General features: G+C 64.4%; 11 protein-coding genes, 1 tRNA gene and 1 pseudogene. 6 read left to right on the top strand and 7 right to left on the bottom strand.

Annotated elements, in window-relative coordinates; translation table 11 throughout:
- Positions 1-3: 3 nt before the first annotated feature.
- A complete protein-coding gene (locus tag OC450_RS10970) occupies positions 4-756 on the bottom strand; it encodes a sulfite exporter TauE/SafE family protein (RefSeq protein WP_262047862.1) in 753 nt (250 codons plus the stop codon).
- Between the two features lie 89 nt (positions 757-845).
- On the opposite strand from OC450_RS10970, the gene OC450_RS10975 reads away from it, so the two are divergent.
- Entirely contained in the window at positions 846-1,736 is an 891-nt protein-coding gene (locus OC450_RS10975) for a LysR substrate-binding domain-containing protein (protein WP_211381328.1), read from the top strand.
- Positions 1,737-1,907: 171 nt separating this feature from the next.
- On the opposite strand, the gene OC450_RS10980 is transcribed toward OC450_RS10975, so the two are convergent.
- From OC450_RS10980 to OC450_RS10990, 3 genes are all read right to left on the bottom strand, one after another.
- Positions 1,908-2,873 carry a Bug family tripartite tricarboxylate transporter substrate binding protein gene (locus OC450_RS10980; RefSeq protein WP_262047863.1) on the bottom strand — a complete coding sequence of 322 codons (966 nt, stop codon included), beginning with the start codon at positions 2,871-2,873 and terminating at the stop codon, positions 1,908-1,910.
- Positions 2,874-2,892: 19 nt separating this feature from the next.
- On the bottom strand, positions 2,893-3,675 hold the full coding sequence (gene hisN / locus OC450_RS10985; protein WP_211381330.1) for a histidinol-phosphatase: 783 nt from the start codon (positions 3,673-3,675) through the stop codon (positions 2,893-2,895).
- 521 nt (positions 3,676-4,196) lie between these two features.
- Positions 4,197-5,087: an N-formylglutamate amidohydrolase gene (locus OC450_RS10990; protein WP_262047864.1), complete on the bottom strand. Its 891-nt coding sequence runs from the start codon at positions 5,085-5,087 to the stop codon at positions 4,197-4,199.
- Positions 5,088-5,453: 366 nt separating this feature from the next.
- Here OC450_RS10990 and cpdR point away from each other — a divergent pair, with 366 nt between their 5' ends.
- Positions 5,454-5,813 (top strand): cell cycle two-component system response regulator CpdR, encoded by a 360-nt coding sequence (gene cpdR, locus OC450_RS10995; protein ID WP_007597092.1) that lies wholly within the window; start codon positions 5,454-5,456, stop codon positions 5,811-5,813.
- Positions 5,814-5,885: 72 nt separating this feature from the next.
- Positions 5,886-5,960: transfer RNA gene (locus tag OC450_RS11000), tRNA-Val, on the top strand.
- A 271-nt stretch (positions 5,961-6,231) separates the two neighbouring features.
- On the opposite strand, the gene OC450_RS11005 is transcribed toward OC450_RS11000, so the two are convergent.
- On the bottom strand, positions 6,232-7,530 hold the full coding sequence (locus OC450_RS11005; protein WP_262047865.1) for a heme-binding protein: 1,299 nt from the start codon (positions 7,528-7,530) through the stop codon (positions 6,232-6,234).
- Positions 7,531-8,020: 490 nt separating this feature from the next.
- Here OC450_RS11005 and OC450_RS11010 point away from each other — a divergent pair.
- Positions 8,021-8,152 (top strand): annotated as a pseudogene (locus OC450_RS11010) (L-2-amino-thiazoline-4-carboxylic acid hydrolase); the annotation flags it as partial.
- An 11-nt stretch (positions 8,153-8,163) separates the two neighbouring features.
- The gene (locus OC450_RS11015) at positions 8,164-8,409 is read left to right on the top strand and encodes a hypothetical protein (protein WP_211382386.1); all 246 of its coding nucleotides are present in this window, start codon (positions 8,164-8,166) and stop codon (positions 8,407-8,409) included.
- A gap of 22 nt (positions 8,410-8,431) precedes the next feature.
- On the opposite strand, the gene OC450_RS11020 is transcribed toward OC450_RS11015, so the two are convergent.
- A complete protein-coding gene (locus OC450_RS11020) occupies positions 8,432-9,523 on the bottom strand; it encodes an enolase C-terminal domain-like protein (protein WP_211381333.1) in 1,092 nt (363 codons plus the stop codon).
- A 192-nt stretch (positions 9,524-9,715) separates the two neighbouring features.
- Here OC450_RS11020 and OC450_RS11025 point away from each other — a divergent pair, with 192 nt between their 5' ends.
- Entirely contained in the window at positions 9,716-11,278 is a 1,563-nt protein-coding gene (locus tag OC450_RS11025; protein ID WP_211381334.1) for an adenylate/guanylate cyclase domain-containing protein, read from the top strand.
- 78 nt (positions 11,279-11,356) lie between these two features.
- Here OC450_RS11025 and OC450_RS11030 read toward each other — a convergent pair whose 3' ends face one another.
- Positions 11,357-12,580 (bottom strand): ABC transporter substrate-binding protein, encoded by a 1,224-nt coding sequence (locus tag OC450_RS11030; protein WP_211381335.1) that lies wholly within the window; start codon positions 12,578-12,580, stop codon positions 11,357-11,359.
- Positions 12,581-12,835 lie beyond the last annotated feature (255 nt).

Below are 12,835 nucleotides of genomic sequence, written 5' to 3' on the forward strand. Positions count from 1 at the left end.
TTCTCAGGCGAATTCCTTCGCCAGCGCGCTGCCGGCGAGATAGAGGCCCAGCAAAATCATCGCGATCAGGAACCAGCGGCGAAACGCTTCCGCCGGCATCCGCGCCCGCACCGACTGGCCGATGAACATGCCGGCAAAGGCGCAGGCCATGCCCACCGCGCCCGGCACCGCGTTGGCGGGCGTCAGCAATCCGCCGGCGGTGAGGCTGAAGGCGAGCGCCAGGGTCGCCGTCGTGAAGAACACGCCGAGCGCCTGCACCAGCTCGTCCTTCTCCATGCCGATCGCCTGCATGAACGGCATCGAGGGGATCACTTGCACGCCGGTCGAGGCCGAGATCACGCCGGTGATCACACCGACCACGCCGCCGACCCATTTCTCGTTTTGCGGCGCGACGCGGAACTGGAATTTGTTCAGGCCGATCACGGCGTAGATGACGAGCAGGGCGCCGAGCACGATCGTGCCGTAGCGCGCATGCGGGCCGGTCAGCGCGCCGGCATTGAGCCAGCATCCGACCACGGTCCCGATCATCAGCGGCCACAGCCGCCTCAGGATGTCCCGCAAATACGGGCCGACGAAGGTCTGCCAGATGTTGGTGACGATGGCGGGCACGATGACGATGGCAATCGCGCGGCTGGGCGCCATGCTCACCGCGAGCAGGCCCATGGACACCGTCGGCAGGCCGAGCCCGACCACGCCCTTGACGAATCCGGCGATCAGGAAGACGGCGGCGATGAGTATGAGAAGCGGGTCGATCATGTCCGCACATTGACCGAAGGCGCGCGCCGGCACAATCTGGAGGTTACGGAGAGAGCCTTCGTCAAGAACGAAGGCAGAGGAGACCTGCCATGCGCTTCGACCTCATCGATCTCCAGCTGTTCATCGCGGTCGCCGACCAGCGCAGCATCACCCGCGGCGCCGAGCGGTCGCATCTGGCGCTGGCCTCGGCCAGCGCGCGCATCAAGGGCCTCGAGGACGCGCTCGGCGTTGCGCTGCTCAAGCGCGGGCGTCGCGGCGTGGAGTTGACTGCGGCCGGCGAGAGCCTGCTCGATCACGCTCGCCTCGTCATCCACCAGATCGACGCCATGCGCGGCGATCTCGCCGGATTTTCCAGTGGCGTACGCGCCAGCGTGCATTTCCTCGCCAACACCTCGGGCCTGTCGGAGCACCTGCCGAAAGCGCTGGCCGGCTTCCTGCGCGAGCATCGCGACGTCGCCATCGACATCGAGGAGCGCGAGAGCACCGACATCGCGGCCGCGATTACCGCGGGCGCGGCCGATCTCGGCTTCGCCGCCGAGCATGCGCTGCCCGACCATATCGAGCGCTTCGTCTTCAGCGAGGATCGCCTGACGCTGGTGACATCCAGGCGCGGTCCGTTCGCCGGCCGCCGCCAGATCGATTTCCAGGAGGCCGGCGCCTGCGAGTTCGTCGGGCTGACCAGCGCCACCGCGCTTCAGGTGCATATTTCCAAGCATGCCGCCCGTCTCGGCATGCGGCCGCATTTCCGTGCGCGGCTGCGCGACTTCGACGCGATCTGCCAACTGGTCTCTGCCGATGTCGGCGTAGCCCTGGTGCCCGAAGCCGCCGCCCGCCGCTGCGCCAAGCTGATGCCGCTCGCCATGGTCCGCCTGCGCGATGGCTGGGCCAACCGCAGGCTCGTGATCTGCGCGCGGAGCTTCAAGGCGCTGCCGCGGCCGGCGAAGATGCTGGTGGAGCATTTGCGGGCAGAGGCGGTGTGAGGGGGCGCGATGTCCTTCCACATGGGCTGTCCGCTCCCTCTCTCGCTTGCGGGGGAGGGCTGGGGAGGGGGTACCTCCGCGAGAGACATTCCCCAAGAGGAGACAGCCCTCACCCGCCGCGCTCTCCGAGCGCGTCGACCTCTCCCGCAGGCGGGAGAGGTTTAGAACCAGCTACTTCGCCGTCTCGACCCCAGCGTCCTTGATCACCTTCGCCCATTTCTTCGTCTCGTCCGCGATGAAGCTGCGAAAATGCTCCGGTTCGTCGCCGACCAGCGTCGCGCCTTGCGCGGCGAGCTTTTCCTTTACCGCCGGATCCGCCATCGCTTTCGTCGCCAGGCCATGCAGCGCGGTGACGATCTCCTTCGGCGTGCCCTTCGGCGCGACCATGCCGTACCAGTTCTCGATGCGAAGGTCCGCAAAGCCCGCTTCCGCGGTGGTGGGCACCTCGGGCGCGGTCGGCGAGCGCTCGGCAGAGCCGACCGCGATCGGGCGCAGGGCGCCCGCCTTGATCTGCGGCAGCAGCACCGGAAGATCGAGGAACGTCATCTGCACCTGCTGTCCCAGCAGATCGTTTACGGCGGGAGCAGCGCCGCGATAGGGCACGTGAACGATGTCGATCTTGGCCGTCAGCTTGAACAATTCACCGGCCAGATGCGGCAGGCTGCCGGGGCCCGAGGAAGCGAAGTTGAGCTTTCCGGGCTGCGCCTTGGCAAGCGCGATCAATTCGCCGATGTCTTTCGCGGGCACGTTGGTGGCGACGACGAGCATTTCCGGCACGGTCGCAACCAGCGTCACCGGCGTGAGGTCATTCAGCGTGTCGTAGGCGACCCTCTCCATGCTCGGGCTGATGGCGAGCGCACCGGCGCTGGAGATCGCGATGGTGTAGCCGTCGGGCGCGGCTTTCGAGACCGCATCGGTGCCGAGCACGCCGCCCTGGCCGCCGCGATTGTCGATCAGCACCGGCTGTCCTGATAGTTCCGACATGCGCTGGCCGATCACCCGCGCGATGATGTCGTTGGGGCCGCCGGCCGGGAACGGCACGATCAGCTTGATCGGCTTGGCCGGGAAATTCTGGGCGGAGACGAGGGTGGGAAATAGAAGCAGGCTTGCGAGGAAGAGCTTACGCCAGTTCTTCATACCGGTTTCCCTTTGTCGCCTATCCGTTGAGCAGTTTCAGTGCTTCTTCGTGAACCCTGGCGTCGCCGGCTGCGATGATGCGGCCGCCGCCCTGGGCCGGCTTGCCTTCCCAGGTGGTGACGACGCCGCCGGCACCGGTCACGATCGGGATCAGGGCTGCGATGTCGTAGGGCTTCAGCTCGGTCTCGACAACGAGATCGACGTGACCGGCGGCCAGCATGCAGTAGGAGTAGCAATCGCCGCCATAGCGCGACAGCCGCGCGCCTTTCTCGATGCGGCCGAAGATGGCGCGGTCGCGCTCGTTCATCAGCAGCGGGCTGGTCGTGTAGGTCGTCGCCTCGCTGAGCGATGCGCAGCGGCGGACCTGGAGCCGGCGCTCGCCGGAGGGGCCTTTGTAGTTGGCCGAGCCGTTGTCGCCGTAGAAGCGTTCGCCGATGAAGGGCTGGTGCATCATGCCGAACACCGGCGTGCCCTTGTGCAGCAACGCGATCAGCGTGCCCCAGATCGGAAACCCGCCGATGAAGGATTTCGTGCCGTCGATGGGGTCGAGCACCCAGACATAGTCGGCATCCTCGCGCTCGTTGCCGAATTCCTCGCCGACGATGCCGTGCTGGGGGAAGCTGGCCTTGATCAGCCGCCGCATCACCGCCTCCGCGGCGCGGTCGGCCTCCGTCACGGGGTCGAAATCCTTGGTCTTGCTCTTGTCGTCGATCGACAGCGAGGTGCGGAAGAACGGCAGGATGGTTTCGCCGGAGGCGGTGGCGAGCCGTCCGATGAAGGCGGAGAAGTCGATCACCGTCACGGCGTATCCTCAAAGCGAAAGTCGGGTGAAGTTTTCATCTCCGTAGCTCAATTCGCCCCGCGCGTGCAGCGCTGTCTTGGTTTGCACCCTGGTATTTTGGATGCCGAGATCCTGCCTTCTCCGAGCCATATGCTGGCCAAATATCGATCATTGAGTTGAATGCTTAGTTCCGAGTATGCCTTGTTCGTATGCAAATGACTATCAACCCATTGAATTTCCTTATCAAAGAAACTGAATCTGGGTTTCTCTATAAGCAACTGAGCTATGTCCGTTTTGCATGGGAAACGGCTCAAAAGCCCTTGCACTTTGTGCGGCGCGGCCGCATATTGTTGCGGTGCGGTAGCGCTCTGCGTTACCGCTGCCCTCCTTGGGCGTTTCCTCCCTAGACTTGGGCCGCTTCTTCATCAGAAGCGGCCCTTTTTTCTTGTCCCGTGTTTTCGTTTTCACGTGCGCTCGGATGCGAAGCGAAAGCGTGCTCGCGCCAATCGCTTCCGACAGATCGTCCGAAGAAAAATGTCCGCCTATTCCGCCGCGGCCTGGAACGGGCCGAGATCGCCGAACGGGATCGTGGTCGCCAGCACGTCGGCAAGCACGCCGAAGTCGCTTGCGACTTGCGCAAAGCGCGGACCGCGCTCCCGCCGCCGTTCGTCCATGTAGATCGCGCGGTTGAGCTCGAGCTGCACGGCGTGCAGCCCGCTCGCGGGGTTGCCGTAATGCTCGGTGATGAAGCCGCCGGCGTAGGGCTTGTTGCGGCCGATCGAATAGCCGAGCCCGGTCATGGTCTCCTCGACCCTGTCAGACAGAAGCGGCGTGCAGCTCGTGCCGTAGCGGTCGCCGATCACGACGTCGGGCCGCCGCGGCTCGTCCCTGCTGACGCCGACCGAGGGCATCGAGTGGCAGTCGACCAGCACCACGGTGCCGAACATCTGGTGCACCCTGTTGATCAGCCGGCGCAGCGCGCGGTGATAGGGCTTGTAGAGCGTCTCGATGCGCGCCAGCGCGTCGTCGACCAGGATGCGGTCGCGATAGATCTCCTGGCCGTCGCCGACCACGCGCGGGATGGTGCCGAGGCCGCCGGCGACCCGCATCGAGCGGGTATTGGCAAAGCTCGGCAGGCGCCCGGTGAACATGCGCGGATCGAGCTCATAGGGCTCGCGGTTGACGTCGACATAGGAGCGCGGAAAGTTGACCCGCACGGTCGGGAAGCCGCGCTCGCTCAAATGGCCGATCAGCTCGTCCATGAAGGAATCTTCGGACCGCCGCAGCGTCGGCAGGTCGATCCTGGAGGCGCTGAGGAATTCGTCCGGATAGGTCGAGCCGGAATGGGGCGAGTTGAAGATGACCGGCGCGCGCCATTGCGCGGGCTCCACGATCTCGAAGGCTGGCGACGTCTCGCCGTCAAACCGGGTCATCTTCTAAGGCTTCGTCCCTTATTCTCAGGCTTCGTCCCATTACGCCACAAGATCCGGCGCCGCACGATCCGGCATGGGCTCGGATCGAATGATTCGGCCGGTCGAGCGGCTCTTATGTGTCGTCATTGTCCGGAATCGCAACCAGTCTGCCAAGCGAAAAGATGTGATCTGCGCTGGAACATGTCTTAACCGTGCGGGCAGGGAGGCGGGGATGCGCCCGCGCGGCTCGATTGCTTCGTGCCGCATTAGGGTTCAGAAGGGATCGGCAGTGCTGCCGGCCGAGGGTAAAGATTTTCACCCCAAATTTACCCTCCGTCGGGCTTAGTGACCTCTGCTGATATCCTCTGGGGATTCGACGTTTCCGCCATGCCAAAAATCCTGCTCGCCGAAGACGACAACGACATGCGCCGTTTCCTGGTCAAGGCGCTGGAAAACGCCGGTTTTCAGGTCTCGTCCCACGACAACGGCATGGCCGCCTACCAGCGCCTGCGGGAAGAGCCGTTCGAGATGCTGCTGACCGACATCGTGATGCCGGAGATGGACGGCATCGAGCTCGCCCGCCGGGCCTCGGAACTCGATCCCGACATCAAGATCATGTTCATCACCGGCTTCGCCGCGGTCGCCCTGAACTCGGATTCGGACGCCCCCAAGAACGCCAAGGTGCTGTCCAAGCCCGTGCATTTGCGCGAATTGGTCAGCGAAGTGAACAAGATGCTGGCGGCCTAAATCGGCCCCGTTCCGTCCTTGCGCCGGGTCCCCTGAGCCGTTATAGGGACCCCACCGATGAAATGACCTCTAGGGCACGTAGCTCAGCGGGAGAGCACTACCTTGACATGGTAGGGGTCACAGGTTCGATCCCTGTCGTGCCCACCATCCTTCGCTCGCGAAGCGAGAGAAGGATGCCGCGCCGAAGCCCAACGGGCGCAGGCGGGCCTGTATCCGCGAGCTACGGCTAGGCAGGCCATGCGCTTCGCTCGCGAAGCGAGAGAAGGATGCCGCGCTAGAAGCCCAACGGGCGCAGGCGGGCCTGTATCCGCTTGGCGCTGGGAGTTAGGTCCGAATTTTCCTCCGCAAGATGCTCACGCTGCCCGCACCTTCCGACGAGATGCGGGCGGACTGTTTGCGATGATTCTTCGTCCCCGTCTCACGTCAGCGGCAGCAGATGGTCCGGGATCGGCACTGGTGCTGCCGGCACGAGCGAGGCGACCGAGACATGCGGCCAGGTCAGGCCGAAGAAATCCAGCATGACCTTCTGCGAATACTGGATCTGCGTCGTCGCCACCCTGACGTGGCCTCCCTTGAAGCCCTTGTTGGGTACGAACGGAATCGCGGCGACGAAGCTCGGAACCAGCGGCACATTGCTCTTCTGGCGGGGTTGCAGGATCAGCGGCGGCGTTCCCGGCGGCAGGTGCGGCACGTCGATGTCGTAAATGACCGTCTCGATCCAGAACACCGCGTCCATCTGGAAAGCGTTGGCGTTCGTGCCGTTGCCCCCGGGCGGCGGAACGGGCAAGCCCTGAAGGAACGCGATGTTCGAGGTGCCGCCGGCGAAGCTTGGCGCTGTGGGATGAGGTCCGGCCGAGGCGACGGCCGGCAATGGTCCGCCGGACAGCGGCGAGCCGGGCTTGGTCGAAGTCTCGATGATGATTGTCTGGGTGATGGTCTGATGCGCGATCTGGTTGCGCAGCACCGTGTTCGGATCGGTGATCATGGCCTGGGTGAGCTTGCCGGAGGCCATCAGCGCGGTCAGATCCTGCGGCAGCCTGCGGGTCGTCTTGTTGGTCGCGGTCTGGTTCTGGAACGGGATCTTGTTGCCGGGATTGCCGCCGACGAACGGCGTGATGTCGATCGCCGCGATGGTCGGCTTGCCCGCGACCGCAGGCAGGGCCGTGCCTTGCGCGACGATGGTCGTGCCGTGCGGAATGGACGCCATGCGCGCGACCGTGAAGGGTTCCTGCGGATGCGTGGTGGCCGGCATCGCCAGCCAGATGCCGGGTTCGAAGTGAATGCCGACGGGCGTCCCGGTGGTGATGTCGTTGATGGTCTGGAGATACGGCACGCCGTTCAGGAACGCGTCTGCCTGCTGGTTCGAGCCGCGATTGGGGATCGAGCCGAGGTTGTTCGAGAAGGACATCGTCTCGTCGGTGAGATTCAGCTCCAGCACGTTGTCGTCCGGGTCGGTCGTGTTGATCGGCCCCGGCATCGGCGTCGGCGTGATCTTGCTGTCGGGCCGGAAGATCGTGTTGAAGCCTTGTCCCGTGAACGTGCCCGTGAAGGCCGACAGCGGGCCGAGGATGGGCGGCAGCGTGATCGGCGGAGGCGCTGCCCGTGCGGCAGCCGCCGCGGCGGGGTGTGCGGCTTCCCTGAACACGTTGTCGACCTGGTGGATGGAGAAGTTCGCGGTCTTGTTGAATGCACTGGTGAGCGGCTTCGGTTCGTCCATGGTCAGTCTCCATGCTGCATTGTCGATGCCGGCATTGCCCCGGGCCGGCCGTCCGGGCAGATTGGTCTCTCGCGTCAGGCGATCCGGTTCGGCAGGGCGTCACGGATCGTTCACGCGCGCTCATGCGTGCGTGTTCATCCGTGGGATTCGAGCGGCCTGACGTCGCCGGGCTTGGTGATATGCTGAACGTAACGGCGTGAATTGATCGTGATTTTCAGCTTGCGGTTCTGGCAAGCGTGAGGTCGAGCAACAGGCGAGCACCGGGAATCGAGCGAAGCGTTGCCTCCTTCAACTCCGTGTTCGAGAATGGGATCATCGAAAATGCACTATGGCGCGTCTGCCTTGCGCCCTTGAATATGTCATACCCTTGTACAACCTTAAGGTGGGCGCAAGTGTGTTCCATTTCACAGGGCGAAAGAGTCGCAGCAACGCGAAACAAGCGAGGCCGCCCATGAACGTTTCCGTCATCGAGCAAGCAAGGATTCAAGCGATCTGCACCGCCGATTTCGCGACCGCGGAGGGGTTTGGTTCCGACGTCAAGCTCACGCGGACGCAGGCCATCATGCAAGGTGCCGATCATTGCGATTTCCGCTATCGGCGCGATGCGGGTGAATCATGGTGAAGGGAATGCGAATGATGCGGGCGAGCTGTCTTGCCATGGCGATGCTGGCGCTGATTGCGTCACGCGCGGATGCAGCGATGATCGACTGGCAGGCCGAGCTCCAGCGCTGCCGCACGCTGCGCGAAAACGTGGCGCCGCTGCTTCAGGCCGGCGAGGGGATCTCCGCCGTCGGCCGCTCCAACAGATCCGTCCGCCGCTGCATCTGGATCCAGCGCATGGCGATGCGCAAGAAGATCCCCGGCGCGGAGGCGTGGTAGCGCGGCGGGCAAGGCAGCGCACCTACCCGACCAGATACTTTTTCACCGCCGCCTCGTCCCACGCAATGCCATTCCCCGGCTCCTCGCTCGGCAGCGCAAAACCGTCCTTGATGGTCAGCCGCGTCGAAAGCACCGCGTCGGCCCAGTCGACATATTCCAGCCAATGCGCGGTCGGCGTCACGCAGAGCAAATGCGCGCTGACCTCCGAGAACAGATGCGTCGACATCTCGATGCCGGCGGCGTGCGCCAGCGCGGCGGCGCGCAGCCAGCCGGTGACGCCGCCGATGCGCTGAACGTCCGGCATCACGTAGTCGCAGGCCTCCGCCGCCAGAGCCGATTGCATTGAAAACGCGCTGTCGAAATTCTCGCCGATCTGGACCGGTGTGCGCAGCGCATCCGCAATGCGGGCGCAGCCGTCGTAGTCGTCGTGGCGGATCGGCTCCTCGATCCAGGTCAGGCCCTCGTCGTCGAGCATCTCGCCGCGGCGGATCGCTTCGGTCACCGTCAGCGCCTGGTTGTAGTCGCACATCAGCGTGACCTGGTCGCCGACGGCTTTGCGCACCGCGCGCACCACGGCGAGATCCTCGCGTGCATCAGGCCGGCCGACGCGGATCTTCGCGGCCTGAAAGCCTTCGGCCAGCAGCTTGTGGGCTTCGTCCACCGCGGCGCCCGCCGGCATGATCCCGAGCCCCTTCGAATTATAGGCCCTGACCGGTTTCGGGGCGCCGCCGAGCAGCCGCGCCAGCGGCAGGCCGCGGGCGCGGGCGAGCGCGTCCCACGCCGCCATGTCGATGCCGGATTGCGCCAGCCGCTGCAGCCCGGCGAGGCCGAGCAGGGTGAAGCGCTGGGTCAGCTTGCGCTCGATCTCGAACGGCAGCAGTTCGTCGCCTGCAAGCAGCTCCGACATTTCCGTGACCATGGCGGTCAGCGGCTTCAGGGCCGACGGCGTGATCGAGAACAGATAGGCATGCCCCACGGCGCCCTGGTCGGTCTCGCAATCGATCAGCACCAGCGGCGCCTTGGCCACCGCGCCGGTGGAGGTTTTGAGCGGCAGGTTCATTGGCACGATCACGGGGCGCGCCTGGAAGCGAGTGATGCGGATGGTCTCGGCCATTTGGAGGATCTCCCGGCGGAGTGGATGCAGGTTCGTGCCGATCTTAAACATCTGTGGTGAAACGAAAAGTCGCTTGCGGCGACCACCATAAAATGGGGTTGCGCCGGCCTGCAATTATTGGCTCTGTGCCGCGGCCTGCCTTGCCGCAAATCCCGGGGTTTGCGACAAGATCGCACACAACGGAGCCACAGCGTGAAACAAGAAATCTCCGAAGAACAGCGCAAGAGCGGTATCCTGACGGGAGCCGTGATCGCCTTCCTCCTGCTCGCTTTGCCGCTGGCGGTGTGGCTGGACCTGACCGAGCTCAGCAAGACCGCGCTGCGCCGGCAGGCGATCGACCTGAATTCGGTCATCACGAGCGTGCGCAGCTATTACGCGACCAACGTCGTCGGGCGCGTGCTCGCCAACCCGAACGGCACCACCAAAGTGGTTCACAACTACGAATCCGTCCCCGGCGCGATCCCGATCCCGGCGACTCTGTCGCTCGAGCTTGGCCGGGTGATCGGCGCGCAGCAGGAGAACATCACCTACCGCTTCGTCTCGGACTTCCCGTTCCAGAACCGCGCCCCGCACCAGCTCGACAAGTTCGAGAAGGACGCGCTCGATGCGCTTCGCAAGGATCCCGAGCAGAAGATCGTCGAGACCGAGACCTCGCTCTTCAACGACAAGGTCCGCCTGATCGCGCCCGTCACGATGGGCCCCGCCTGCGTCAGCTGCCACAACAGCCATCCCGAGAGCCCGAAGAAGGACTGGAAGGTCGGGGACGTCAGGGGCATCCAGGAGGTGATCATCGCGCAGCCGATCGCCGCCAACATCTTCTCGTTCAAGTTCCTGCTGGCCTATCTCCTGATCGCGGCGGGCAGCGGCCTGTCGTTCCTCTCGCTCCAGCGCCGTCAGGCGAGCCGCATCAAGGGCATGAACAAGGAGCTCGAATCCGCCAACGATTTTCTCGCCGCGCTGTCGATGAAGATCTCGCGCTACATTCCGCCGCAGGTCTACAAGAGCATCTTCAGCGGCCAGAAGGACGTCACCATCCACACCGAGCGCAAGAAGCTCACCATCTTCTTCTCGGACATCCAGAACTTCACCGCGACCGCGGAGCGGCTCCAGCCCGAATTGCTGACCCAACTCCTCAACGAATATTTCACCGAGATGTCGGCGATCGCCCACGAATATGGCGGCACCATCGACAAGTTCATCGGCGATGCCATGCTGATCTTCTTCGGCGACCCCGAGACCAGGGGCGACCGTGCCGACGCGCAGGCCTGCCTGCAGATGGCCTGGCGCATGCAGCATCGCCTCACCGAACTCAACGCGAAATGGCGTGCGTCCGGCATCGAGCTGCCGTTCAAGGCCCGCATCGGCATCAATTCCGGCTATTGCAATGTCGGCAATTTCGGCAGCAGCGACCGCATGGACTACACTATCATCGGTGCCGAGGCGAACCTCGCCGCCCGCCTGCAATCGATCGCCGAGCCCGGCGGCATCGTGCTGAGCTACGAGACCTTTGCGCTGGTCAGCGACATCGTCCGAGCCCACGCACTGCCTGCGATCACGATGAAGGGCATCAGCCGCGAAATCATCCCCTATTCGGTCGACGCGCTGAACGACGCGGCCGCGGAGAGCAGCGGCATCATCACCGAGCGTGCGCCGGGGCTGGAGCTCTATCTCGATCCCGCAGTGGTCAAGTCCGGCGACGCGGCGCGGGTGCGCTCGCTGCTGGAGAACGCGCTGGCCTCGCTCAAGCCGGCATGAGGGCACTCTTTCTTACCTTCCCCTGCCCCTTGCGGGGGGCGGGGGAGAGGGGTGGCCCAGCAGTCTATCCAAATCAACTCATCGCGCCGCGCCTTCGGTGAAGGCGGTCTCGATCACTTCGCCGAACGGCTGCCAGGACCTGCCGTCGAACTGGACGAGCCGCATCTGCCTGATCGGAAGGTAGTTGTTCGGCGAGGTGTTCATCCTGATTTTGGGCAACGCAACCGAGGGCTGCTGGTCCCTGAGCGAGGCCGCCTGACGCATGATGTTATCGCGCGACAGGTCATCGCCGCATTGCTTCAGCACTTGCGTCAGCGTCTCGGCCGCGGCGTAGCCATAGACCGCAGCGCTGTTGTTGGTGCTCTCGACATGATGGTACTTGTCCATGAAGGCGAACCAGTCCTTCATGGCGGGATCGTCTTTCCAGGCGGGATCGCTCGGATCCTTCAGGAAGGCCGCCGAGATCACGCCGGAGGAATTCTCCAGGCCCGCGGGCGCCATCGCATTGGCGATCGAGGCGGAGGCATCGTTGACGATGAAGACCGGGCGCCATTTCAGTGACGCCGCCAGCTTGATCACCTTGGACGCCGTCGACGGCACGCCGAGAAAGACGAAGACGTCGGCGCCGGCGCGCTTGAGGATAGAGATATGCCCTTCGAGATGCTCGTCGGCGATGTCGAAGGCGATGTCGACGAGGACGAGACGGTTCAGGTCGCCGAGGCCTTCCTGGATGCCCCTGTAGACCATGCGCCCGAACTGGTCGTTCTGCCAGAGCACCACGATCTTCTTCCCGGGATAATAGGCCTGGAGATAGTTGGCGTAGATGCGCCCCTCCGAGCGGAACGACGGCTGCCAGCCCATGGTCCAGGGAAACGCCTTGGCCTGGCTCAGTTCCTCGTCGCCGGAGGCGACGAAAAGCTGCGGAATCTTCCTCTCGTTCAGATACGAGCGCGCGGCGAGATTGCCGGGCGTGCCGAACGAGCCGAACATCAAATGCACGTCGTCCTTCTCGACCAGGTTGCGCGTCAGCTCCAGCGCCGTCGTCGGGTCGGAATTGTCGTCGCGCGTGACGAAGCGGATCTTGCGGCCGTTGATGCCGCCGCGCGCGTTGACCATGTCGAAATAGGCAGCTTCCGCCTGGCCGATGGCGCCGAACTCCGACAGCGGACCCGAATACGGCATGACATTGCCGATACGGATTTCTTTGTCGGCGGTAGGTTGATCGGCGCGCTCCTGGGACATCGCCCCGAGCGATGCCAGGGCAACCATCGAAACGAACAGCATCCTGCCGGAGACGCGCATGCGCGATACCTTGACGTTGGCCCCTCATCGAGGTCGGCTCAATCCGCACCAAGGCCGCTTGATCTAGGTCAAGCGTTTGTCAATCGTGTGGCCTCGTGGCACGGTTCGATGCGACGGATGGCAGCCCGGACAAAAGCGGCAGGCGTGCTGACGCGCGGACGATCGAGAGAGTGTGCCGCGTGGTACCCCTCTCCCTGACCCTGCCCCGCTTGCGCAGGGCTATCGCATATGAAGAAAGGCGTGGCGGGCAGCTTG

Source organism: Bradyrhizobium sp. Bra78 (assembly GCF_024519855.1).
Classification (GTDB): domain Bacteria; phylum Pseudomonadota; class Alphaproteobacteria; order Rhizobiales; family Xanthobacteraceae; genus Bradyrhizobium; species Bradyrhizobium japonicum_G.